The following is a 22,993-nucleotide window of genomic DNA, read 5'->3' as shown; positions in this document are numbered from 1 at the left end:
GTCGCGCGGACAGGGTTCGGATCACTTGCCCTCGACGGGGCGGCAGTCCGGGTACCGGTCGCACCAGATGGTCTGCGTGACGGTCACGGTGACGGTGGGTCCGGGCTGCCCGTTCCCGCTCCCACTCCCGCCCCCGCCGACCGGCGGCGGGCTGGTGCGGTCGCAGTCGCCGAGCCCGTCGACCGTGAACCAGGTCTTGCCGTCGACCTCGGCGGTGATGGTGCCGCGCACGCAGGCGCCCTCGACGGCGTGGGTGACGCGGCCCTCGACGTCGATGTCCTTGCCGTCCTTCGTCTCGCCCTGGCAGTCGACGGTGGCGACGGTCCGCTCGCCGGCCCGGTCCGCCGAGGGCGACGCCTTGCCGCCGTCGCCGTAGGAGGCCGTGCAGGTCAGCCAGCGCACGCCCGCCTTCTGCCGGTTCAGCTCCCTGGTCACGGTCTCGTCGACGGTGTACGCGACGGACGCGGAGCTGATGCCGCCTGGCTCACACGCGACCGCACCGCCCACGGCGACCACCGCGAACACCGCCGCCACCGCCACCCGGCGGCCCCGCGCTCCCCGACAGATCCTCCTGAATGCCCCCATCATGAAGGGCAGCCTGCCACCGACGGGGGCGGCGCGGTAGGGCGCAAAGGCGTCAACCGCGCAGCAGGAGCCGCTCCTGACGCTCCACCAGATTCCCCAGCTCGTCGCCGAGTTGCACCGCCCGCGTGCGGTCCGCGCGTTCCACGGTGCCTCCGGAAGGGGTCAGGACCAGCGCCCGGTGCGTGCCAGGAGCACGGCGGCCGCCGCCGTCCCGGCGGTCGAGGTGCGCAGCACACTGCGCCCGAGGCGGTACGCCCCGGCCCCCGCCTCCTCGAACAGCGCGAGCTCCTCCGGCGCGACGCCCCCCTCGGGCCCCACGACGAGCACGATCTCGCCGGTGGACGGCAGGCCGGCCGTCGCCAGGGGCTCCTCGCCGCTCTCGTGCAGCACGGCCGCGAAGTCCGCCCCGGCGAGCAGCGCGGCGACCTGCTTGGTGGTCGCGGCCTCCGCGACCTCGGGGAAGCGGACCCGGCGGGACTGCTTGCCGGCCTCGCGGGCCGTCGCCCGCCACTTCGCCAGGGCCTTGGCCCCGCGCTCGCCCTTCCACTGCGTGATGCACCGCGCGGCGGACCAGGGCACGATCGCGTCGACACCGACCTCGGTCATGGTCTCGACGGCCAGTTCCCCGCGGTCGCCCTTGGGCAGGGCCTGGACGACGGTCACCCGGGGCTGCTCCGCGGGCTCCTCGCTCACCGAGTCGAGCCGGACGATCAGCCGGTCCTTGCCCTCGGTGCCGAGCACGACGCAGTCGGCCCAGCGCCCGGCGCCGTCCGTCAGGACGACGTCCTCGCCGGCCCGCAGCCGCTTCACCGCGACGGCGTGCCGCCCCTCCGGTCCGTCGAGCACGTACCGGCCGCCGCCGTCCGCGGGGAAGTGCTCGACCACGAACACCGGCGCGGTCATCGCGCACCCCCCGCCAGCGCCGCGCGGGCGGCGGCGAGTTCCCCGGCGAGCACCTCGACCAGGTGCCCAGCGGGCATCTCCCGGGCCAAACGGTGCCCCTGCCCGGCCCAGAGCGCCATCCCCTGGGCGTCGCCGGCCTTGGCGGCGGCCTTGCGCAGCGGCGCGGTGAGGTGGTGGACCTCGGGGTAGGCGGCGGGCGCGTACGGGCCGTGCTCGCGCAGGAACCGGTTGACCAGGCCGCGCGCCGGGCGGCCGGTGAAGGCCCGGGTCAGCTCCGTGCGGACGAACAGGGGGTTGGTCAGGGCCTGCTTGTGCAGGGCGTGCGCACCCGACTCGTGCGTGGGGAGGAAGGCCGTGCCGAGCTGGGCGGCGCCGGCGCCCGCCGCGAGCACCGCGGCGATCTGGCCGCCGCGCATGATGCCCCCGGCGGCGACGACGGGGATGGTCACGGCCTCACGCACCTGCGCGACCAGGGAGAGCAGTCCGATGCCGCTGCCGTCGGTCTCGGGGGTGTCCCGGTGGGTGCCCTGGTGGCCGCCGGCCTCGACGCCCTGCGCGATGACGCCGTCCGCGCCGGCCCGCTCCACGGCCCGGGCCTCCTCGGGGGTGGTCGCGGCGGCCAGGACGAAGGTGCCGACGCGGTGCAGGGTGTCGATCACCTCGCGGTCCGGGACGCCGAAGTGGAACGACACCACCGGCACGGGGTTGTCGCGCAGCACCACGAGTTTGGCCTCGAAGCCGTCGTCGCGTCCGCTCTCCGGGTCGCCGAGCTCGGTCTCGTACCAGGTCGCCTCGCCGGCCAGCTGGTGGGCGTAGACGTCCACGGCGGCGGGGTCGGCGAGGTCCGGGTGCGGCATGAAGACGTTGACGCCGAACGGCCTGCCCGTGAGGCTCCTGAGCTGCTTGATCTCCTGGTACATCCCGTCGGCGGTCTTGTACCCGGCGGCGAGGAATCCGAGCCCGCCCGCCTCGCACACGGCGGCGGCGAGCTGCGGGACGGAGATGCCGCCCGCCATGGGGGCCTGCACGATCGGGAGCGGGAAGAGATCGGTCAGAGCGGAGGACATGACCGCATGTTGTCACGTCCTCCGCGCCCGCCCGAAACCGGCCTGCTGTATGGCATAGACCAGAGGAATGCCCGCTTCCGCACCCCGCCGCGGCGCTTTCGCCGACACCGCCCGCAGGCTCGCTCAGCGCCCGTTGAACGCGTCCTTCAGCCGCGAGAACAACCCCTGCTGCCCGGGCTGGAACTGGCCCGTGGGGCGCTCCTCGCCGCGGAGTTTGGACAGCTCGCGCAGGAGGCGCTCCTGCTCGGGGTCGAGCTTGGTCGGCGTCTGGACCTCGACGTGGACGATGAGGTCGCCGCGCCCGCCGCCGCGCAGGTGGGTGACACCCCGGCCGTGCAGCGGGATCGACTGGCCGGACTGGGTGCCCGGGCGGATGTCGACCTCCTCCAGGCCGTCCAGCGTCTCCAGCGGGACCTTCGTGCCGAGGGCCGCCGCCGTCATCGGCAGCGTGACCGTGCAGTGCAGGTCGTCGCCGCGGCGCTGGAACTGCGCGTGGGGCAGCTCGTGGATCTCGACGTAGAGATCGCCGGCCGGACCGCCGCCGGGCCCGACCTCGCCCTCGCCGGCGAGCTGGATGCGCGTGCCGTTGTCCACACCCGCCGGGATCTTGACCGTGAGGGTGCGGCGGGAGCGCACCCGGCCGTCGCCCGCGCACTCGGGGCACGGCGTCGGGACGACCGTGCCGAAGCCCTGGCACTGGGGGCAGGGACGGGACGTCATGACCTGGCCCAGGAAGGACCGGGTGACCTGCGACACCTCGCCGCGGCCGCGGCACATGTCGCACGTCTGCGCGGAGGTGCCCGGCGCGGCGCCCTCGCCGTTGCAGGTGTTGCAGACGACGGCCGTGTCGACCTGGATGTCCTTCGTCGTGCCGAAGGCCGCCTCGTCGAGCTCCACCTCGATGCGGATCATGGCGTCCTGGCCGCGGCGGGTGCGCGAACGCGGTCCGCGCTGCGACGCCGTGCCGAAGAACGCGTCCATGATGTCGGAGAAGTTCCCGAAGCCGCCGGCTCCGAAGCCGCCCGCCCCGGCGCCGCCGGACTGCGAGAGCGGGTCGCCGCCGAGGTCGTAGACCTGCTTCTTCTGCGGGTCCGACAGCACCTCGTAGGCGGCGTTGATCTCCTTGAACCGCTCCTGGGTCTTCGGATCGGGGTTGACGTCCGGGTGCAGCTCGCGGGCGAGCCGCCGGAAGGCCTTCTTGATCTCTTCCTGCGACGCGTCGCGGCGCACGCCGAGTACGGCGTAGTAGTCCGTGGCCACTACGACTCCGCCAGGATCTGTCCGACGTACCGTGCCACTGCGCGTACCGCTCCCATCGTTCCCGGGTAGTCCATGCGGGTCGGTCCGACCACGCCGAGCTTGGCGACTGCCTCGCCGCCCGAACCGTAGCCGACCGACACGACGGACGTGGAGTTGAGTCCTTCGTGGGCGTTCTCGTGACCGATCCGTACGGTCACGCCCGGATCCTTCGCCTCGCCGAGCAGCTTGAGGAGCACGACCTGCTCCTCCAGCGCCTCCAGCACGGGCCGGATCGTGAGGGGGAAGTCATGACCGAAGCGGGTCAGATTGGCGGTGCCGCCGATCATCAGCCGCTCCTCGTTCTCCTCGACGAGCGTCTCCAGGAGTGTGGAGAGCACCGTGGAGACCGTACCCCGGTCCTCGTGCTCGAACGCCTCCGGGAGATCCTCCACCAGACCGGGCACGTCCGCGAAACGGCGGTTCGCCACCCGGCTGTTGAGGCGCGCGCGCAGATCCGCGAGCGAGGCCTCGCCGAAGGGCGCCGGGCAGTCCACCACGCGCTGTTCGACCCGGCCGGTGTCCGTGATCAGCACGAGCATCACCCGGGCGGGCGCCAGGGAGAGCAGCTCCACGTGCCGCACGGTCGAGCGGGTCAGCGACGGGTACTGCACGACGGCGACCTGGCGCGTGAGCTGCGCGAGCAGCCGCACCGTGCGCGCCACGACGTCGTCGAGGTCGACGGCGCCCTCCAGGAAGTTCTGGATCGCGCGCCGCTCGGGCGCGGTCATCGGCTTGACGCCGGCGAGCTTGTCCACGAACAGGCGGTAGCCCTTGTCGGTGGGGATCCGCCCGGCACTGGTGTGCGGCTGGGCGATGTACCCCTCGTCCTCCAGGGCCGCCATGTCGTTGCGCACGGTCGCCGGGGAGACGCCGAGGTTGTGCCGCTCGGTGAGGGCCTTGGAGCCGACCGGCTCCTCGGTGCCGACGTAGTCCTGGACGATGGCGCGCAGCACTTGCAGCCTGCGTTCACTGAGCATCGCGCACACCTCCAGAAGTCGTCCGCCCGTTGCCCGCCGTTCGCGGCCTGGCACTCTGCGCGTGCGAGTGCCAGCATTCCCCGGCCCAGTGTACGGCGGTGGGGTACGCCCCCGGCAAGGCTGGTCGTGCGGCGTCGTGCCGCGGGCGGGGCGCACCGCTAGCGTCGCCGTATGACGGTGACTTGGGAAGAGGCCGGGTGGGAGCGGATGGCCGCCGGGGTGGGGCGGTGCCGCCTGCCGGTGTGGGACTGCACGGCGGGGCTGGTCGCCGGTGAGGGCGCGGTCCTGGTGGTGGACGCGGGGTCCAGCCCGGCCGAGGGCGCGCGGTTGCGCGAGCAGGCGCAGTCGCTCACCGGTCGCCGTGTGACGCATCTCGCGCTGACGCATCCCCACTTCGACCACGTCTTCGGGGCGGCGGCGTTCACCGGGGCGGAGATGTTCGCGGCGGTGGGCGCGGACGCGGCGCTGACGCGTGCACGGGACCGCGAGGAGCTGTACGAGGACGCGGTGGGCAACGGCCTGGCACGGGACGTGGCCCGCGCGTCGGCGGACCGGCTGGCCGCGCCCCGGCACCTGGTCTCCGGCGAGTGGACCCTGGACCTGGGCGGCGGGCGGCGGGTGCTGCTGGCGAACGTGGGCCCGGGGCACACCGCGCACGATCTGGCGGTGCTGGTGCCGGGCGATCCGGAGGTGGTGTTCTGCGGGGACCTGGTGGAGGAGTCGGGCGAGCCGCAGGCGGGCCCGGACGCCGTGCCCTCGCAGTGGCCGGCCGCGCTGGACCGGCTGCTCGCCCTCGGCGGCGAGGACGCGCTGTACGTGCCCGGTCACGGAGCGGTGGTCGACGCGGCGTTCGTCCGGGCCCAGCGGGACGCGCTGGCCGCGCGTTTCGGCGTGTCGTCGTGACCGTCCGGCGGCTTTCCCTATCGTCGTGCGAATGCGCCAGTACTCGACCGATCTGACCCCGCCGTGGAAGAAGCCGAAGCCGGTTCCCGAGGTCCCGGCCGAGCCGGGCCTGGTGGTGGAGGAACCCGGAACCGGATTCTGCGGCGCGGTGATCCGCTGCGAGGCGGGCACGGTGACCCTGGAGGACCGCTTCGGCAAGCACCGGGTCTTCCCCCTGGAGCCGCGCGGGTTCCTGCTGGAGGGCCGGGTCGTGACGCTGGTCCGGCCGGGCCCGGGCGCTCCGGCACGTCCCTCGCGCACGGCGTCCGGTTCGGTGGCGGTGCCGGGTGCCCGCGCGCGCGTGGCCCGGGCGGGCCGCATCTACGTCGAGGGCCGGCACGACGCCGAGCTGGTCGAGAAGGTGTGGGGCGACGACCTGCGCATCGAGGGCGTGGTGGTGGAGTACCTGGAGGGCGTGGACGACCTCCCGTCGATCGTCGACTCCTTCGCACCCGGCCCGGACGCGCGCCTCGGCGTCCTGGTCGACCACCTCGTGCCGGGCTCCAAGGAGTGGCGCATCGCGCAGTCGGTGACGAGCGAGCACGCGCTGGTGGTGGGCCACCCGTACATCGACGTCTGGGAGGCCGTGAAGCCGTCGTCCCTCGGCATCGCGGCCTGGCCCCGTGTGCCGCGCGGCCAGGACTGGAAGACGGGCGTGTGCCGCGCCCTGGGCTGGCCGGAGAACACGGGCGCGGCCTGGCAGCGGATCCTGTCCGGGGTCCACTCGTACAAGGACCTGGAGCCCGAACTGCTCGGGCGGGTGGAAGAGCTGATCGACTTCGTGACGGCCCCCGCGGACTGACCGCCTCGCCCCGTTGCCGCACGCGCGGCCCGCCGGCAGCGCCCTCAGTCCACCAGGTCGCGCACCACGCCGTCCGCCAGCAGCCGCCCCCGCAGGGTCAGCACGGCCCGCCCCTGCTCGTACGGCCCCGGCTGCAGCAGTCCGTCCGACAGCGCCCGGCGCGAGGCGGCCAGGCCCGCCTCCCGCAGCAGTGACAGCGGGACCCCGTCCCGCAGCCGCAGCTCCAGCAGGATCCGCTCGACCCGCCGGTCCTCCGCCGAGAGCACCTCACGACCGGCCCCGGGCGACCTTCCCGCCGCCAGGGCGGCCGCGTAGGCGCCCGGGTGCTTCACGTTCCACCAGCGCACCCCGCCGACGTGGCTGTGGGCCCCGGGTCCGGCGCCCCACCAGTCGGCGCCCCGCCAGTACAGCTCGTTGTGCAGGCACCGGCCCGCCTCGGAGGTCGCCCAGTTCGACACCTCGTACCAGTCGAACCCGGCGCCGGAGAGCACCTCGTCGGCGATCAGGTACCGGTCGGCGTGGACGTCGTCGTCGGTCATCGGCACCTCGCCCCGGCGGATGCGGCGGGCCAGCTGCGTGCCCTCCTCGACGATCAGCGCATAGGCGCTGACGTGGTCGGGCCCGGCGCCCAGCACCGCGTCCAGAGAGGCCCGCCAGTCGTCGTCGGACTCCCCCGGCGTGCCGTAGATGAGGTCGAGGTTCACGTGCTCGAACCCGGCCGCCCGGGCCTCCGCGACGCAGGCCTCGGGCCGCCCGGGCGTGTGGGTGCGGTCCAGCACCTTCAGCACGTGCTGCCGTGCGCTCTGCATGCCGAAGGAGATCCGGTTGAAGCCGCCTTCGCGCAGGGTCGCCAGGTACGCCGGGTCCACCGACTCGGGGTTCGCCTCGGTCGTGATCTCGGCGTCCTCCGCGAGGCCGAACTCCTCGCGGACGGCCCGCAGCATCCGCACCAGGTCCCGGGCGTCCAGCAGCGTCGGCGTGCCCCCGCCCACGAACACCGTCCGCACGGACCGCGGGTCGTCCCCCAGCACCTTGCGGGCCAGCCGGACCTCGTCCACCAGCGTCCCGGCGTAGTTGTCACGGGAGGCCAGCACGCCGCCGGTGCCGCGCAGCTCGGTCGCCGTGTAGGTGTTGAAGTCGCAGTAGCCGCAGCGGGTCGCGCAGTAGGGGACGTGCAGGTAGAACCCGAGGGGGCGGTCGGCGGCCCCGGCGAGAGCGGACGCGGGCAGCGCGCCGTCGGCGGGGACGGGCTCGCCGTCGGGGAGTGCGGAAGGCATGCCTTCCATTGTCCAGCACCGGCGGGCTCACTCCGCCTGGAGCACCAGCAGCGCCAGATCGTCCGCCGGGGGCCGTTCCCCGAAGTCGTGCACGAGCCGCTGGATCCGCTCGGCTATCAGCTCCGCCCGGAGCCCGGCGCACCCGGCCAGCGCCGCCGCGAGCCCGTCGCCGTCGTCGAACTGCCGGGAACCGGAACGGCGCTCGGTCACGCCGTCGGTGACGCACAGCAGGGTGTCCCCCGAGCGCAGGTCGAAGCTCTCACTGGTGTACGTGGCGTCCTCCACGACGCCCAGCAGGGTCTGCGGCCGCGCGCAGGGCTGGACCTCGCCGCCCGCCCCGAGCAGCAGCGGCAGGGGGTGCCCGGCGGAGGCGACCGTGCAGTGGACCCCGCCGTCGAAGGGGACCAGTTCGCCGTAGAGCAGGGACAGGAAGCGCGTCTGGGGGCCGTCGCCGGGCGGGGTCGGACGGGCCCCCGCGGCCACCAGGGCCCGGGCCGCGGCGTCGGCGGCCTCGGTGGCGTCGTCCAGCAGGAGCTGGTTGAGGCGGTCGAGGACATCGGCGACGCGGTAGCCCTCGCGGGCCAGCAGGCGCAGCCAGGGGCGGGCCAGACCGATGACGACGGCCGCCTCGGGCCCCTTGCCCTGGACGTCGCCGACGGCGAAGCACCAGCGGCCGTCGCCGGCCGGGAACAGGTCGTAGAAGTCGCCGCTGGGCCCGCCCTTGTCGCACGGCTCGTAGACGAGCGCGCTGCGCACGCCGGGGATCTCGGCGACGGCGCCGGGCAGCAGTCCGCGCTGGAGCACGGCGCTGATGGTGGCCTGGCGCGCGTACTGTCGGGCGGCGCCGACGGCGAGCGCGACGCGCCGGCTGAGGTCCTCGACGAGGCCGGTGACCTCGTCGGGGAAGCCGGCCGTCCCCGACCGTCCGATGACGAGGGTGCCCAGCGGCCTGCCCCCCGCGACCAGCCGGTACGCCAGGGCCGCGCCGGGCTCGCCGAGGGCCTCACCGGGCCAGTGGTAGGCGGCGGGCCCGGGCCGGGCCGGGTCGGACGGCTGCGGCGGCTCCTTCTCCAGGGCCCGGCGCAGTTCCTCGACGCGGTGCTCGCTGCCGTGCCAGACCCGGGTGAGGCCGGGCCCGTCCGCGCCGCTCCAGCCGCCGGTGGCCTCGTCCTCCATCCACATCGCGCACCAGTCGGCGAGCCGCGGCACGATCAGCTGCCCGGTGAGCGCGGCGACCAGGTCCTCGTCGAGCTGCCCCGCGAGCAGGTCGGAGGCCTCGGCGAGGAAGGACAGCGCCCCGCGGCCCAGCCAGCCGCCGTCCCGCTCCTCGCACCGCTCCCGGCGGTCGCCCGGGCCGGCCGGCTCCCGCGGCTGCGCCGGGCCGGCCGCGTCCGGTGCGTCGTTCCGCCGGGTCCCTGCTCCGGGCCGGGCGGGCCCCGGCGGCTCGGGGGCGAGACTCTCCGCGACCCGCAGGTCGCGCACCAGCGCGTGCTCCCCGTCGTACGTCCCGGCCTGCGCGTCGATCTGCCCCTGCGCCTCGCACCCGGCCACGGGCAGCCGCGCCCACACGGTCTTGCGGCCGGTGCGGTACGTGATCCCCCACGCTTCGGACAGGGCGCCGACGAGCCGCAGGCCGCGCCCGTACTCGGGCGGCTCCGGCGACGGCTCCGGCTCGACGCCGCGCGGCGCGCGGGAGGGGTGGTGGTCGCAGACCTCCACGACCAGCGCGGCCGTGTCCGGCGCGTCGCCCTCCAGCCGGCACTCCAGCTCGACGTCGGTGCCGGCGTGCACGACGGCGTTGGTGACGAGTTCACTGACGACGAGCCGGGCGTCGGCGGCCAGTCGCTCGGTGAGGTGCCCGGCCCCGGGCAGGCCGGCCTCCGCCCACTCGGCGAAGGCGGCGCGCAGCAGGCTGCGGGCGGCGCCCGGCGCGAGGGAGCTGCCGGGCAGGGTGGCGTGCGCCCGCGCGTGTGTGGGCGCGGGCGCCTGCCCGGCGGGCGCGAACGCTTCGGGAGCGGGCTCGGCGAGCCCTTCCTGCACGGGCACGGACGGGTCCCGGGCATGCGCAGGCGCCTGCGAGGCACGGGAGACGGTCTCCCGTTGCGTCGGAATGGCCCCCATGGACGGCTCCCCGGGCAGTTCGTACGAATACGCCACAGTCGATGCCGACAGGGTGACAGAACGGCCACGCCCATGAGCGCGGAGTTACCGAAGTGGGCCGTCATGAGTGAGACGAGTGCTACGGACGTGGTCGAGAAACGGTCACGAGACGGTCGGATCCGAGCACCCGGGTGTCACCGCCCGCTCCGGGGCCGCGCCCGCGCCCCACGGACGGCAGCGGGCCGGCGCCTGTGCGGCGCCGGCCCGGGACGGATCACCCGCAGGCGTGCTACGCCTCGCGGGACCCCTCGTACATCTCCTCGATCAGGTGCTTGTACTCCCGCTCCACGACGGGCCGCTTCAGCTTCAGGCTCGGCGTGATCTCACCGTGCTCCACGTCGAGGTCCCGCGGCAGCAGCCGGAACTTCTTGATGGTCTGCCAGCGCTGCAGCCCCTCGTTGAGCTGCTTCACGTACCCGTCGACCATCTCCACGGTCTGCGGCGCCGCCACGATCTCCGCGTACGGCCTGCCCTCGAGGCCGTTGTCCTTGGCCCACTCGGTGATGGCGATCTCGTCGAGCGCGATGAGGGCCGTGCAGTAGTTCCGGTCGGCCCCGTGCACGAGGATGTTGGACACGTACGGGCAGACCGCCTTGAACTGCCCCTCGACCTCCGCCGGAGCGATGTACTTGCCGCCCGAGGTCTTGATGAGGTCCTTCTTGCGGTCGGTGATCCGCAGGTAGCCGTCGGGCGACAGCTCCCCGATGTCGCCGGTGTGGAACCAGCCGTCCGGCTCCAGCACCTCGGCGGTCTTCTCGGGCAGGTTGTGGTAGCCCTCCATGATGCCGGGGCCGCGCAGCAGGATCTCCCCGTCGTCCGCGATGCGCACCTCGGTGCCGGGCAGCGGCTTGCCGACCGTGCCCGTGCGGTAGGCCTCGCCCGGGTTGACGAAGGACGCGGCGGAGGACTCGGTCAGGCCGTAGCCCTCCAGGATGTGGATGCCGGCGCCCGCGAAGAAGTAGCCGATCTCGGGCGCGAGGGCGGCCGAGCCCGACACGCAGGCCCGCAGGTTGCCGCCGAAGGCCTCCCGGATCTTGGCGTACACCAGGGTGTCGGCGACCTTGTGCTTGGCGTTCAGCCCGAACGGCACGGTCGCGACACCGGTGCGCCGGAAGTTGTCCTGGGAGACCTTGGCGTACTCGCGGGCGACCTCGGCGGCCCACTGGAAGATCTTGTACTTCGCCCCGCCGCCCGCCCGGGCCTTGGCGGCGACCCCGTTGTAGACCTTCTCGAAGATGCGCGGCACGGCGGCCATGTAGGTCGGCTGGACCACCGGCAGATTCTCGATGATCTTGTCGACGCGACCGTCGACGGCGGTGACGTGCCCGACCTCGAGCTGCCCGGAGGTGAGCACCTTGCCGAAGACGTGCGCGAGCGGCAGCCACAGGTACTGCACGTCGTCACCGCCGACCAGCCCGGTCGCGGCGATGGCCTTGGCCATGTACGACCAGTTGTCGTGCGGCAGCCGCACGCCCTTGGGGCGACCGGTGGTGCCCGAGGTGTAGATGAGGGTGGCGAGCTGGTCCTTGGTGATGGACCCGACCCGCTCCTTGATCAGCTCGGGTTCCTTCTCGAGCCGGGCGGCGCCGCGCCTCTCCAGCTCCTCCAGGGTGAGGATCCAGTCGGCCGTCTCCGCGCCGGCCGGGTCCACGACCACCACATGGGTCAGCTCCGGCAGTTCGGCCCGCTTCTCCTTGGCCTTGGCGAGCTGCTCGGCGTTCTCCGCGATGAGCACCCGGCTCTCGGAGTCCGACAGGATGTACGCCGACTCGTCGGCGTTGGTCTGCGGGTAGACCGTGGTGGTGGCGGCGCCGGCGCACATGATGCCGAGGTCCGCCAGGATCCACTCGATGCGGGTGCTGGAGGCCAGGGCGACGCGCTGCTCCGGCTGCACGCCCAGCTCGATCAGGCCCGCGGCGATGGCGTAGACCCGCTCGGCGGCCCGGGCCCAGGTGAGCGACTTCCACTCCTCCGGCCCCTCGCCGGAGGGCGAGGGCACCGGATACCGGTAGGCCTCGGCGTCCGGCGTGGCGGCCACGCGCTCCAGGAAGAGGCCCGCCACGGAGGGCGGACGGTTCTCGATCAAGGTCTGTGTGTCGCTCACGACATCCTCCGGGCCCGCGGCAGCGCGGCTGGCTCAGGTGCGGCTGGTTGGTCCTCACGAGCTGCAGGTCACGCCTGTTGTTTAACTGGTGAGTAACTATCGAGCAGGGATCAGAGTAAAGGTCGGCCGGTTCCTGCGTAAGGGGCCGCGGCCTGTCACTTCGTACAGAGAGCTACCCCGTGGACGCACCGGGGCCCGCCGCGCTTTCGCACGACGGGCCCTTGTTGTACCCGGTTTGCGGTGTAACCCGCGGTATCGGCGGCTACTTCTTGGCCTTGCCGGACCCCGCGCTGTCATCGCTGGACAGGACCGCGATGAAGGCCTCCTGAGGAACCTCCACGGACCCCACCATCTTCATCCGCTTCTTGCCCTCCTTCTGCTTCTCCAGCAGCTTCCGCTTACGGGAGATGTCACCGCCGTAGCACTTGGCGAGGACGTCCTTGCGGATGGCGCGGATGGTCTCGCGGGCGATGACCCGGGAGCCGATGGCGGCCTGGACCGGCACCTCGAAGGCCTGCCGCGGGATGAGCTCCTTGAGCTTGGCGACGAGCCGGACCCCGTAGGCGTACGCCTGGTCCTTGTGGGTGATCGCCGAGAAGGCGTCCACCTTGTCGCCGTGCAGCAGGATGTCCACCTTGACCAGGCTGGAGGTCTGCTCGCCGGTGGGCTCGTAGTCGAGCGAGGCGTAGCCGCGGGTCTTGGACTTCAGCTGGTCGAAGAAGTCGAAGACGATCTCGGCGAGCGGCAGCGTGTAGCGGATCTCGACCCGGTCCTCGGACAGGTAGTCCATGCCGAGCAGCGTGCCGCGCCGGGTCTGGCACAGCTCCATGATCGAGCCGATGAACTCGCTCGGCGCCAGGATGGTGGCCCGCACGACCGGCTCGTACACGTCCGAGATCTTGCCCTCGGGGAACTCGCTCGGGTTGGTGACGGTGTGCTCGCTGCCGTCCTCCATGACCACGCGGTAGACCACGTTCGGCGCGGTCGCGATCAGGTCGAGCCCGAACTCGCGCTCCAGCCGCTCGCGGATCACGTCCAGGTGCAGCAGCCCGAGGAAGCCGACGCGGAAGCCGAAGCCGAGCGCGGCGGAGGTCTCCGGCTCGTAGACCAGCGCGGCGTCGTTGAGCTGGAGCTTGTCCAGGGCCTCGCGCAGCTCCGGGTAGTCCGAGCCGTCCAGCGGGTACAGGCCGGAGAACACCATCGGCTTGGGGTCCTTGTAGCCGCCGAGGGGCTCGGTGGCGCCCTTGGACTGGCTGGTGACGGTGTCACCGACCTTGGACTGGCGGACGTCCTTCACACCGGTGATCAGGTAGCCCACCTCGCCGACGCCCAGTCCGTCGGCGGGCAGCATCTCCGGCGAGTTGGTGCCGATCTCCAGCAGCTCGTGGGTGGCGCCCGTGGACATCATCTTGATGCGCTCGCGCTTGTTGAGCTGCCCGTCGATGACACGGACGTAGGTCACCACACCGCGGTAGGAGTCGTAGACCGAGTCGAAGATCATGGCGCGCGCGGGGGCGTCCGCGACACCCACCGGGGCCGGGACCTCGGCGACGACCTTGTCCAGCAGCGCGTCGACGCCGACGCCGGTCTTGGCGGACACCTTCAGGACGTCACCGGGCTCGCAGCCGATGAGGTGCGCGAGCTCCTCGGCGAACTTCTCGGGCTGCGCGGCCGGCAGGTCGATCTTGTTCAGCACGGGGATGATCGTGAGGTCGTTCTCCATCGCCAGGTACAGGTTGGCGAGGGTCTGCGCCTCGATGCCCTGGGCGGCGTCGACCAGGAGGATGGTGCCCTCGCAGGCGGCGAGCGACCGCGAGACCTCGTAGGTGAAGTCGACGTGCCCCGGGGTGTCGATCATGTTCAGGATGTGCGTGTTGCCCTTGTCGTGGGTGGGGGCCCACGGCAGACGCACCGCCTGAGACTTGATCGTGATGCCACGCTCGCGCTCGATGTCCATGCGGTCGAGGTACTGGGCGCGCATCTGCCGCTGCTCGACCACTCCGGTCAGCTGGAGCATCCGGTCGGCGAGCGTGGACTTGCCGTGGTCGATGTGCGCGATGATGCAGAAGTTGCGGATCAGAGCCGGGTCGGTACGGCTCGGCTCGGGCACGTGGCTGGGGATCGCGGGCACGCAGGGTCCTGATTCTTGAGGCGTCCGCAGTGTCTGCGGTCTCGGGTCGGATCGATACGTAGCCTCCATGGTCCCACGGGTGCGGACCGCGGACGGGTTTGGGCCGGGAAAGGGCCCGCTGGTAGCCTGGGTGGCTGTGCCTCATGCCCTCTCGCAGGAGGCACGACTCAAGAAATCACCGGTACGGGACCCGAGCGGTGCCGTGCCAGAACCTGAGAAGGCTCATTCGTGGCGAACATCAAGTCCCAGATCAAGCGGATCAAGACCAACGAGAAGGCGCGGCTGCGCAACAAGGCCGTCAAGTCCTCCCTCAAGACCGCGATCCGCAAGGCCCGTGAGGCTGCTGCCGCGGGTGACGTCGAGAAGGCCACCGAGTACCAGCGCGCTGCCGCGCGTCAGCTCGACAAGGCCGTCTCCAAGGGCGTCATCCACAAGAACCAGGCCGCCAACAAGAAGTCGGCGCTGGCTCAGAAGGTCGCCGCGCTCAAGGGCTGACGTCTGATGTGACGCCGGAGGGAATCGAGCGGGCCCTCTCTCATCCGCTCCCGTCCGGCACCCCTTCGGATCCGCGCGCGGCCTGCGTTCGCCACGCGGGCGCGGATCCAGCAGCGTGAACCGAACGGCCGGGTGTCCTCCTGTTCCCCATGGGAGGGCGCCCGGCCTTCGGCTTTCACCGGCCTCTCCTCAGGACCAGAACTCGTTGCTCCTGTCGATGTCCTCGACGCACTCGTCGAGGTCGGTGACCTTGTCGCCGACGATCCGGAAGATGATGCAGCCGGTGTCGTCGAGGTGCCTGCCGTTGCGCTCGGCCGTGAAGCGGGTCATGCCGACCGCGTGGCCGCGGCCGTCGACCGCGACGCCGATCAGTTCGGCACGCATCGTCCCCTGGGTCTCCGCGCCGAGCCGCTCGTACATCTCGATGATCGCGTTCGCCCCTTTGAAGTCACCCGACAGCGGGTGATCGCCGGGCACGTGGTGCGTGGCGTCCGCGGCCATCAGTTCGCGCAAGGTGTCCATGTCCCCGCGTGAGAAGGCCTCGAAGCCCTTGCGGACGAGCGCTGCGTGCGGGTGTTCAGCCATGATCCTCGCCACCTTTCCCTGGACTCGGCGACGTACGGCTGACTGTTTCGATTCTGCCTCCGGCCGGGTCCGTCGGCACAGCGGGGAGACGGGTTCCGGGGAGGGACGGGGTGCCGGCGACCCGGACGCACCGGCCTGGGTCCCCAGGACGACCCGGCTCCCGCACGGGACCCGACCGGCCCGCCGTTCCCATGCCGGCAACCTCGGCCTGTACCCGGCCGGCGACGGCCCGGCGCCCTCCACCGGTACGGCGGCGGCGAGTTCGCGCTGTTCTCCGGTCCCGGAATCCCCCGCGTGCGTCAGGCCCGGCCCCGGGAGCGGGCCGCGCGGGCGATGGTGACGACCGCCTTCTCCAGGGCGTACTCGGGGTCGTCGCCCCCGCCCTTCACACCCGCGTCCGCCTCGGCGACGGCCCGCAGCGCCGCCGCCACCCCGTCGGGGGTCCAGCCGCGCATCTGCTGGCGCACCCGGTCGATCTTCCAGGGCGGCATGCCCAGCTCCCGCGCCAGGTCCGCCGGCCGGCCGCCGCGGGCCGACGACAGCTTGCCGATGGCCCGGACGCCCTGCGCCAGCGCGCTCGTGATCAGCACCGGCGCCACTCCGGTCGCCAGCGACCAGCGCAACGCCTCCAGGGCCTCCGCGGCCCGGCCCTCGACCGCACGGTCCGCGACCGTGAAGCTCGACGCCTCGGCCCGCCCGGTGTAGTACCGCCCGACGACCGCTTCGTCGATCGTCCCCTCGACGTCCGCGACCAGCTGCGACACGGCCGACGCCAGCTCGCGCAGGTCGCTGCCGATCGCGTCGACGAGGGCCTGGCACGCCTCGGGGGTGGCGGACCGCCCGGCCGTGCGGAACTCGGCCCGCACGAACGCCAGCCGGTCCGCCGGCTTGGTCATCTTCGGGCAGGCCACCTCGCGGGCCCCGGCCTTGCGGGCCGCGTCGAGCAGACCCTTGCCCTTGGCCCCGCCGGCGTGCAGCAGGACGAGGGTGATCTCCTCGGCGGGCGACCCGAGATAGGACTTCACGTCCTTGACGGTGTCGGCCGACAGGTCCTGCGCGTTGCGCACGACGACGACCTTGCGCTCCGCGAACAGCGAAGGACTCGTCAGCTCGGCGAGCGTGCCGGGCTGCACCTGGTCCGACGCGAGGTCCCGGACGTCCGTGTCCGCGTCGGCGGCCTTCGCTGCGGCCACCACCTCCTGCACGGCGCGGTCCAGCAGCAGGTCCTCCTGGCCGACGGCGAGGGTCACCGGCGCGAGGGGATCGTCGTTCGCACTCTTCCTGGGCATCGCGACAAGCATCCCACGCGGCAGTGACAACGAGCCGGGCAGGACGGACCCGCGGACGGGCCTACGGCTCCTCCCGCCAGCCCTCCCACTCCCCGGCGAACCGGTCCAGCTCGTCCGGGTCCAGCCGCTCCTCCTCGTCGCGCAGCACGACCAGCCACTGCGCGTCCTCGGCGTCGTCCTCACCGGCCAGCGCGTCCCGCACCAGCTGCGGCTCCTCGGCGACACCGAACCGCTCCCCGAGCGCCTCCACCACTTCCTCGGCCGCGTCCCGGTCCGGCAGCACCAGCACATGTCGCACGTCACTCACGCCGGACATTGTCCGACACGGGCCCCGAGGCCGGCCCTCGGCCCCGGGTGGAACCGGTGCCGGCGGGCATGGCCGGCCCCGAAGGCACCGCGCTACACCGGGGTGCGCACGGCCGGCACCTCGGTCAGCACGATCCCGAACCTCTCGCGGTAGGCCGCGAGCACCTCCCCGTCCGTCTCCAGCTTCCACTCCTCCCGCGTACCGTCGGCCGCCGTCGCCGTCAGCTTCCGTCCCCCGAGCGTGATCCGTCCGCCGTCCTCCGTCACGCGGGAGCAGACCAGCGACCGTGTGAAGTGCGACTCCGGCGACGTTTGGTGCCACCACGCCCCGGCCACGAAGTCGCCGAGCACCCGCGGCCGCACCTCCAGGCGGTACTGCGGGCGACCGTCGCGCGTCACGTCCAGGTCCGCCGCCTCCGCGGCCCCGTGCCCGCCGCGCACCCCGGCCGCGTCCGGTCCCGCCTCGACGATGCGGAACGTGCCGGCCGGATCCTCCTGCTCACCGCGCTCCCCGAACGCCAGCGGCAGCCGGCTGTGCGCCCCGAAGCCGACGTCGGCCAGCCAGTCCCCCGCGTCCACCGTGCGCACCCGCAGCGCGAGGTGGTCGTACGGGATCCCGAGCCGCTCCCCGTCCGCGTGGACCCGCGCCGCCAGCAGCGCCACGTCGTACCCGAGCGCGGCGAGCAACGCCCCGAAGGCACCGTTGAGTTCGTAGCAGAACCCGCCCCGGCGCGCCCCCACCACCTTGTCCAGCAGCCGCTTCTCCTCCAGCACGATCTCCTCACCGAGGTGGATCGAGAGGTTCTCGAACGGCACGGTCTGCAGATGCCGCAGGTGCAGCTCGCGCAACGCGCCGACGGTGGGCCACGCCGGCTGCTCGACTCCGAGACGGCGCAGATAGGCATCAACCTGACTTGGGTTCATGCCCTCAGTCTCGCGCCACCGCCGGCCCTCCGTCCTCTCCCGTGACCGCCAGGGCGCCGTCCCGGTCCGTGCGCAGCACCGCCGCGCCCCCGGCGCGCAGCGCCGCGACCGTGCCGGGGGCCGGATGCCCGTACGGGTTGTCCTCGCCGCAGGAGATGAGGGCCAGCCGCGGGGCCACCCGGCGCAACAGGCCCGGGTCCTGGTACGCCGAGCCGTGGTGGGCGACCTTCAGCACGTCCACGCGCTCCAGCCCCCGGGCCGCCGGTGACCGCGCCAGCGCCCGCTGGGCCGGGGGTTCGAGGTCCCCGAGGAGCAGCAGGCGCAGTCCGCCGGACCGGACCAGCATGGCGACACTGGCGTCGTTCGGGCCCTCCGGTGCCGGGTGGGCCGGGAGCAACGACGGGGGCGTGCCCGGAGGCGGGCTGGTGGGCGGCCACACCACCTGCCAGGACAGCTCCCCCGCGCGCCGCTGCTCCCCGGCCGCCGCCCGCGTCACGGGAACCCGCCGCGCCGCCGCGTGCCTGCGGACGAACGCGGCCTGGTCCGCCGGTTCCTCGAAGCCCGTGGTGGCGATGGCCCCCACCTCCCGCCCGCGCAGCACCCCGGGCAGGCCCGCGACGTGGTCGGCGTGGAAGTGGGTGAGCACGATCAACGGGATGCGGGTGATGCCGAGGTCGCGCAGGCAGCGGTCCGCGAGCTTCGGGTCGGGCCCCGCGTCGACGACCACCCCGGCGCCGTCGCCCGCGGCGAGCACCACGGCGTCCCCCTGGCCGACGTCGCACATGACCAGCCGCCAGCCCGGCGGCGGCCAGCCCGTGAGGGTGCGGGTCAGCGGCGGCGGCTGCACCACGGCCAGCACCAGCACCACAGCGCAGGCCCCGCACCACCAGGGGTGGCGGACCAGCCGCCGCCCGGTCAGGACGAGGACGAGCGTCACCACGGCGAGCAGCGCCGCTCCCGCCCAGCTGCCGGGCCAGTCCACTCCCGCGCCCGGCAGCGCGGCCCCCGTCCGGGCGATCGACGCGATCCACCCGGCGGGCCACTGCGCGCACCACGCGAGGGCCTCGGCCATCGGCATCGCCACCGGCGCCGTGGCCAGGGCGGCGAAGCCCAGGACGGTCGCCGGAGCCACCGCGGCCTCGGCGAGCAGGTTGCACGGCACCGCCACCAGGCTCACCCGCGCCGACAGCACCGCGACGACGGGCGCGCACAGGGCCTGCGCGGCCGCGGCGGCACCCAGCGCCTCGGCGAGCCTCGGTGGCACCCCCCGCCGACGCAGCCCGGCGCTCCAGCGGGGCGCGAGGGTGAGCAGCGCCCCGGTGGCCACGACGGAGAGCAGGAACCCGTAACTGCGCGCCAGCCACGGGTCGTGGAGCACCAGCAGCAGGACCGCCGTCGCCAGCGCCGGGATCATGGATCTGCGGCGGCCGGTGGCGAGGGCGAGCAGGGCGACGGCTCCGCAGGCCGCGGCCCGCACCACACTCGGCTCCGGCCGGCACACCACGACGAACCCGAGCGAGAGCGCGCCCCCGAGCACGGCGGTGCCGCGCAGGGGGATACCGAGACGCGGCGCGATCCCCCGCCGTTCGGCCCGCGCGGCCAGGCCCGGAGGGCCGAGGAGCAGGGCGAGCAGGATGGTGAAGTTGGCCCCGGACACGGCGAGCGTGTGGGTGAGGTCGGTCTCCTTGAAGGCCTCCTCCAGCTCGGGGGTGACCCGGGAGGTGTCTCCGACGACCAGGCCCGGCAGCAGGGCCCGCGCGTCGGAGGGCAGCCCCTCGGTCGCCTCCCGCAGCCCGGCCCGCAGCAGCCCGGCGAGCCGCTGGGCCCGCGACGGCTCCCGCACCACCTGCGGCCGGCCCGGGCCCCGCACCCGCAGGACGGCCGCGATCCGGTCACCGCCCGACAGGGCGGGCGCCGACCGCGCCTCCACCCGGAGCCGCGTCGTCGGCAGCAGCCCCAGCCACGGCGAGGGCACCGGCCCGTCGACGGCCCGGTTCGGCGTCGACGCCCTCACGTCGACGATCAGCAGCACCGGCGTCCGCGTGGCCACCGTCGCTCCACCCGGTTCGTGCACGCGCCGCACCTCCGCGTCGATCAGCACCGCGGTGGGAACCAGGTGGTCGCCCCTCACCTTCGGCCTGCTGAGCCGCGGATCGGAGGTCAGCTCCACCTCCGCGGTCACGGGCCGGTACTCCCTCGCCAGACCGGGCACGGGCCCCCGGCGCAGGTCCGCCCCGTGCAGCCCGGCCGACGCGGCGGCAGCGGCCACGCACAGCAGCACGGCGGCGGCCGACGCGCGCGCCCAGGACGGCACTTCGAGGCGCCGGGCGCACGGCAGCAGCGCGACGGCGAGCAGACAACCGGCCACCACGCCCAGGGCCCATCCGGGCGGTGCGTCCAGTACCAGGGCCGCCGTGCCCCAGGCCGCGAGGGCCGGCGGCACGAGACGCAGGTCGGTGGGACCTTCCTGCCGGGGGCGCGAACTCCCCAGCCGCCTCCCGGAGGCGGCGTGCACGGCCGAACGGGCAGTGCGGAGTTCAGACACGGCCCGGTCCGGGGACACGGGCGTGCCGATCCGGTCCGGGGACACCGGCGTACCGGCCCGTTCCGGGGACACCGGCGTACCGGCCCGTTCCGGGGACACGGGCGTACCGGCCGTGTGCCTCATGGCCGTACGAGAGCGCGCAGGTCGGCGAAGCGGCGATCACCGATGCCGTTCACCTCGCGCAGCTCGTCCACGGACCGGAAACCGCCGTGCCGCGTGCGGTAGTCGATGATGTGCTGCGCGAGCACCGGCCCGACGCCCGGCAGGGTGTCGAGCTGGTCGAGGGTGGCGGTGTTGAGCGGGACGGGAGCCGCCGGAGCCGCGCCACCCGTCACACCACCGGTCCCCACCGTGCCCGACGTGCCTGCCGCGCCGGCCGGACCTGCGTAAGGCGCGCCGCCCGGCCCGGCACCCGCCGCACCGACGACGACCTGTTCGCCGTCCACCAGGAAGCGGGCGCGGTTGAGCCCGTCGGTGTTCGTGCCCGGCTTCACACCACCCGCCGCGCGCAGGGCGTCCGCGACCCTGGAGCCGGCCGGCAGACGGTGGACCCCCGGTTCGCGGACCTTGCCGCCGACGTCCACGACGATCTCCGCCGCCCCCGCCTTCGCCGCCCCGGCCGAAGCCGCGGCCACGGATCCGGCGGACCCGCCGTCGGCCTCCCCCGCGCCGCCCGGCCCAGGCTGCTCCCCCGCCCGGCCGGTCCCGTCCCGCTCTCCATAGGGAGCCGCCGCCCTCACGACTTCCGGCGGCCGCACGGTCTCGGTGCGGCCGGCCCAGAAGTGCTGCGCGGCGAACGTCGCGGCGAGCACCAGCAGGGCCGTCAGAGCTAGGACGCTCCGCCGCTCCAGGCCACACCGCGCCTGCATCCACACCGGCAGGCGCTCCCGCAGGGCGAGCCCGGCGCGCTCGCGCCAGGTGCCTCCGGCGGCGAAGCCGCCCAGGCCGTCAGGGGCGAAGCCACCCCGCATCTCGGCCTCGAAGCCGCCCCGAGTCCCACCCATGAAACCGCGCCGGTCCCCCTGCGCCGGGTGGCCACGGTGCTCGGGAGCCGGGTGGCCACGACTCCCCTGCGCCAGCCCGCCGTGATTCCCCTGCGCCGGGTCGCCGGGATTCCCCCGCGCCGGGCAGCCACGGTCCTCCCGTGTCGGGCCGCCGTGGTTCCCCTGCGCCGGGCAGCCACGGTCCTCCTGTGTCGGGCCGCCGTGACCCTCATCCGCCACGCCCCTTCGGCTCTCGGCGGCAGGACCGCCCCGACCATGCCGCCACCCCTCCGCCCCGGCACCAACGCCCCCGCGCTGCGCGACGGCCACCGCCCGCTGCCCGACTGCCACCCCCCGGTCCGCCGCGGAAGCGGCCGAGTCCGGCGGCGGCCCCTGCCCCGACTCCCGCCGCTCCCCTGCTTCTTCGGCAGGTCCCGGGGACCCGCCGAACAACAGCCCCGCCCGCCGCCGCAGTTCCTCCGCCGGGGCGTGCGCACGCGCATGCCGCCGCCCGGCTCGCCCGCGCGGACCGGACCCGCGCCGTCGGTCCCGACGGTGCCGTACGCGTCCGTCCGACGTCGGCCCTCGGCCCGGCCCACTGGTCGCCGTGCCCGTGTGTGAACGTGATCGAAGTGCCATGCGACGAGCATCGGCCACACCCGCCCACCCGCGATGATCTTGGTCGATTCCCGGGGACAACCCACAGGTTGTGGACAACTCCGTCCCTCACACGGGTGAATCGCCCGCGACGTTCACCGAGGCGAAACCACAACTCCCAGCAGCCCGGGCCCGGTGTGTGCCCCGATCACCGCCCCGACCTCGCTGACGTGCAGATCCACCAGCCCGGGCAACCGCGTCCGCAACCGGTCGGCGAGGGCCGACGCCCGGTCGGGGGCGGCGAGATGGTGCACGGCGACGTCCACCGGCGCACTGCCCGCACGGTCGGCCGCGATCTCCTCCAGGCGGGCGATCGCCTTGGACGCGGTCCGCACCTTCTCCAGCGGTTGGATCCGCCCGTCGGCCAGCTGCAGCAGCGGCTTCACCGCGAGCGCGGAACCGAGCAGGGCCTGTGCCGCACCGATACGGCCGCCCCGGCGCAGGTAGTCGAGGGTGTCGACGTAGAAGTAGGCGGAGGTCCCGGCGGCCCGCTTCTCCGCTGCCGTGACGGCCTCGTCCACCGTGCCGCCCGACTCGGCGGTCTCCGCCGCCGCGAGCGCGCAGAACCCGAGCGCCATGGCGATCATGCCGGTGTCCACCACCCGCACCGGCACCGGCGCCCGGCGCGCGGCGAGCACGGCCGCGTCGTAGGTGCCGGACAGCTCGGCGGACAGGTGGAGGGAGACGATGCCCGTGGCGCCGGACTCGGCGACCTCGCGGTAGGTCTCCTCGAAGACCGCGGGCGCGGGCCGCGAGGTGGTCACGGGGCGCCGCTTCTGCAAAGCCTGGGCGAGGGCGCGGGTGGAGATTTCGGTGCCCTCCTGCAGGGCACGGTCGCCGAGGACCACGGTCAGGGGGACCGCGGTGATGCCGTGCCGCTCCATCGTCCGGGCCGGAAGGTAGGCCGTTGAATCGGTGACGATCGCGACATGGCGGGACATGAGCTGGAGGTTACCTGCCGT

At 73.8% G+C, this 22,993-nt stretch carries 19 protein-coding genes; 3 read left to right on the top strand and 16 right to left on the bottom strand.

Going from position 1 to position 22,993, the window contains the following annotated elements:
• Window positions 1-21: 21 nt before the first annotated feature.
• The 5 genes from Q5694_RS04290 to hrcA form a co-directional block, all read right to left on the bottom strand.
• Window positions 22-585 carry a hypothetical protein gene (locus Q5694_RS04290; RefSeq protein ID WP_333931287.1) on the bottom strand — a complete coding sequence of 188 codons (564 nt, stop codon included), beginning with the start codon at window positions 583-585 and terminating at the stop codon, window positions 22-24.
• A 162-nt stretch (window positions 586-747) separates the two neighbouring features.
• A complete protein-coding gene (locus Q5694_RS04285; protein WP_333930653.1) occupies window positions 748-1,488 on the bottom strand; it encodes a 16S rRNA (uracil(1498)-N(3))-methyltransferase in 741 nt (246 codons plus the stop codon).
• Window positions 1,485-2,555 carry a nitronate monooxygenase gene (locus Q5694_RS04280; RefSeq protein WP_333930652.1) on the bottom strand — a complete coding sequence of 357 codons (1,071 nt, stop codon included), beginning with the start codon at window positions 2,553-2,555 and terminating at the stop codon, window positions 1,485-1,487. The genes Q5694_RS04285 and Q5694_RS04280 overlap by 4 nt, the downstream gene beginning before the upstream one ends.
• Before the next feature lie 123 nt (window positions 2,556-2,678).
• A complete protein-coding gene (gene dnaJ, locus Q5694_RS04275; RefSeq protein WP_333930651.1) occupies window positions 2,679-3,815 on the bottom strand; it encodes a molecular chaperone DnaJ in 1,137 nt (378 codons plus the stop codon).
• Window positions 3,815-4,831, bottom strand: coding sequence for a heat-inducible transcriptional repressor HrcA (gene hrcA / locus Q5694_RS04270; protein ID WP_333930650.1), 1,017 nt, complete (start codon window positions 4,829-4,831; stop codon window positions 3,815-3,817). Before hrcA ends, dnaJ begins: the two co-directional genes overlap by 1 nt.
• A 171-nt stretch (window positions 4,832-5,002) precedes the next feature.
• Between hrcA and Q5694_RS04265 the strand changes: the two genes are divergently transcribed.
• Together Q5694_RS04265 and Q5694_RS04260 are read left to right on the top strand one after the other, a co-directional pair.
• Window positions 5,003-5,734: an MBL fold metallo-hydrolase gene (locus tag Q5694_RS04265; RefSeq protein ID WP_333930649.1), complete on the top strand. Its 732-nt coding sequence runs from the start codon at window positions 5,003-5,005 to the stop codon at window positions 5,732-5,734.
• Between the two features lie 31 nt (window positions 5,735-5,765).
• Window positions 5,766-6,575, top strand: a complete 810-nt coding sequence (locus tag Q5694_RS04260; RefSeq protein ID WP_333930648.1) for a DUF3097 domain-containing protein — start codon at window positions 5,766-5,768, stop codon at window positions 6,573-6,575.
• Window positions 6,576-6,619: 44 nt separating this feature from the next.
• Here Q5694_RS04260 and hemW read toward each other — a convergent pair whose 3' ends face one another.
• The 4 genes from hemW to lepA all read right to left on the bottom strand — a co-directional run bounded on the left by hemW (window position 6,620) and on the right by lepA (window position 14,247).
• Window positions 6,620-7,852: a radical SAM family heme chaperone HemW gene (hemW, locus tag Q5694_RS04255; RefSeq protein ID WP_333930647.1), complete on the bottom strand. Its 1,233-nt coding sequence runs from the start codon at window positions 7,850-7,852 to the stop codon at window positions 6,620-6,622.
• Between the two features lie 27 nt (window positions 7,853-7,879).
• Window positions 7,880-9,973 (bottom strand): SpoIIE family protein phosphatase, encoded by a 2,094-nt coding sequence (locus tag Q5694_RS04250; protein WP_333930646.1) that lies wholly within the window; start codon window positions 9,971-9,973, stop codon window positions 7,880-7,882.
• Between the two features lie 268 nt (window positions 9,974-10,241).
• On the bottom strand, window positions 10,242-12,116 hold the full coding sequence (locus Q5694_RS04245; RefSeq protein WP_333930645.1) for an AMP-dependent synthetase/ligase: 1,875 nt from the start codon (window positions 12,114-12,116) through the stop codon (window positions 10,242-10,244).
• 262 nt (window positions 12,117-12,378) lie between these two features.
• Window positions 12,379-14,247 carry a translation elongation factor 4 gene (gene lepA, locus Q5694_RS04240; RefSeq protein WP_333930644.1) on the bottom strand — a complete coding sequence of 623 codons (1,869 nt, stop codon included), beginning with the start codon at window positions 14,245-14,247 and terminating at the stop codon, window positions 12,379-12,381.
• A 228-nt stretch (window positions 14,248-14,475) separates the two neighbouring features.
• Between lepA and rpsT the strand changes: the two genes are divergently transcribed.
• Window positions 14,476-14,742 carry a 30S ribosomal protein S20 gene (gene rpsT, locus Q5694_RS04235; RefSeq protein ID WP_010042013.1) on the top strand — a complete coding sequence of 89 codons (267 nt, stop codon included), beginning with the start codon at window positions 14,476-14,478 and terminating at the stop codon, window positions 14,740-14,742.
• Between the two features lie 189 nt (window positions 14,743-14,931).
• On the opposite strand, the gene Q5694_RS04230 is transcribed toward rpsT, so the two are convergent.
• The 7 genes from Q5694_RS04230 to Q5694_RS04200 form a co-directional block, all read right to left on the bottom strand.
• Window positions 14,932-15,327, bottom strand: a complete 396-nt coding sequence (locus Q5694_RS04230) for a nuclear transport factor 2 family protein (protein ID WP_333930642.1) — start codon at window positions 15,325-15,327, stop codon at window positions 14,932-14,934.
• Between the two features lie 299 nt (window positions 15,328-15,626).
• Window positions 15,627-16,616: a DNA polymerase III subunit delta gene (gene holA, locus Q5694_RS04225; protein WP_333930641.1), complete on the bottom strand. Its 990-nt coding sequence runs from the start codon at window positions 16,614-16,616 to the stop codon at window positions 15,627-15,629.
• 61 nt (window positions 16,617-16,677) lie between these two features.
• Window positions 16,678-16,923 carry a hypothetical protein gene (locus Q5694_RS04220; RefSeq protein WP_333930640.1) on the bottom strand — a complete coding sequence of 82 codons (246 nt, stop codon included), beginning with the start codon at window positions 16,921-16,923 and terminating at the stop codon, window positions 16,678-16,680.
• Window positions 16,924-17,015: 92 nt separating this feature from the next.
• The gene (locus Q5694_RS04215) at window positions 17,016-17,846 is read right to left on the bottom strand and encodes an arylamine N-acetyltransferase family protein (RefSeq protein WP_333930639.1); all 831 of its coding nucleotides are present in this window, start codon (window positions 17,844-17,846) and stop codon (window positions 17,016-17,018) included.
• Between the two features lie 4 nt (window positions 17,847-17,850).
• Window positions 17,851-20,514, bottom strand: a complete 2,664-nt coding sequence (locus Q5694_RS04210; RefSeq protein WP_333930638.1) for a ComEC/Rec2 family competence protein — start codon at window positions 20,512-20,514, stop codon at window positions 17,851-17,853.
• A complete protein-coding gene (locus Q5694_RS04205) occupies window positions 20,511-21,395 on the bottom strand; it encodes a helix-hairpin-helix domain-containing protein (RefSeq protein WP_443040812.1) in 885 nt (294 codons plus the stop codon). Before Q5694_RS04205 ends, Q5694_RS04210 begins: the two co-directional genes overlap by 4 nt.
• A gap of 731 nt (window positions 21,396-22,126) precedes the next feature.
• Window positions 22,127-22,972, bottom strand: coding sequence for a DegV family protein (locus Q5694_RS04200; RefSeq protein WP_333930637.1), 846 nt, complete (start codon window positions 22,970-22,972; stop codon window positions 22,127-22,129).
• Window positions 22,973-22,993 lie beyond the last annotated feature (21 nt).

Origin of the sequence: Streptomyces sp. AHA2, from assembly GCF_036857595.1 — a bacterium.
Taxonomy (GTDB): Bacteria; Actinomycetota; Actinomycetes; order Streptomycetales; family Streptomycetaceae; genus Streptomyces.
This window is presented reverse-complemented; position numbering and strand designations above follow the sequence as displayed.

What these genes read in the sequence shown, in the direction of transcription:
- Q5694_RS04230 (WP_333930642.1), bottom strand. Translation starts at nt 15,327, where the DNA reads ATGGCTGAACACCCGCACGCAGCGCTCGTCCGCAAGGGCTTCGAGGCC.
- Q5694_RS04215 (WP_333930639.1), bottom strand. Translation starts at nt 17,846, where the DNA reads ATGAACCCAAGTCAGGTTGATGCCTATCTGCGCCGTCTCGGAGTCGAG.
- Q5694_RS04250 (WP_333930646.1), bottom strand. Translation starts at nt 9,973, where the DNA reads ATGGGGGCCATTCCGACGCAACGGGAGACCGTCTCCCGTGCCTCGCAG.
- hemW (WP_333930647.1), bottom strand. Translation starts at nt 7,852, where the DNA reads ATGCCTTCCGCACTCCCCGACGGCGAGCCCGTCCCCGCCGACGGCGCG.
- Q5694_RS04265 (WP_333930649.1), top strand. Translation starts at nt 5,003, where the DNA reads ATGACGGTGACTTGGGAAGAGGCCGGGTGGGAGCGGATGGCCGCCGGG.
- holA (WP_333930641.1), bottom strand. Translation starts at nt 16,616, where the DNA reads ATGCCCAGGAAGAGTGCGAACGACGATCCCCTCGCGCCGGTGACCCTC.
- hrcA (WP_333930650.1), bottom strand. Translation starts at nt 4,831, where the DNA reads ATGCTCAGTGAACGCAGGCTGCAAGTGCTGCGCGCCATCGTCCAGGAC.
- Q5694_RS04200 (WP_333930637.1), bottom strand. Translation starts at nt 22,972, where the DNA reads ATGTCCCGCCATGTCGCGATCGTCACCGATTCAACGGCCTACCTTCCG.
- Q5694_RS04290 (WP_333931287.1), bottom strand. Translation starts at nt 585, where the DNA reads ATGGGGGCATTCAGGAGGATCTGTCGGGGAGCGCGGGGCCGCCGGGTG.
- Q5694_RS04205 (WP_443040812.1), bottom strand. Translation starts at nt 21,395, where the DNA reads ATGGGTGGGACTCGGGGCGGCTTCGAGGCCGAGATGCGGGGTGGCTTC.
- Q5694_RS04285 (WP_333930653.1), bottom strand. Translation starts at nt 1,488, where the DNA reads ATGACCGCGCCGGTGTTCGTGGTCGAGCACTTCCCCGCGGACGGCGGC.
- Q5694_RS04280 (WP_333930652.1), bottom strand. Translation starts at nt 2,555, where the DNA reads ATGTCCTCCGCTCTGACCGATCTCTTCCCGCTCCCGATCGTGCAGGCC.
- Q5694_RS04260 (WP_333930648.1), top strand. Translation starts at nt 5,766, where the DNA reads ATGCGCCAGTACTCGACCGATCTGACCCCGCCGTGGAAGAAGCCGAAG.
- Q5694_RS04210 (WP_333930638.1), bottom strand. Translation starts at nt 20,514, where the DNA reads ATGAGGCACACGGCCGGTACGCCCGTGTCCCCGGAACGGGCCGGTACG.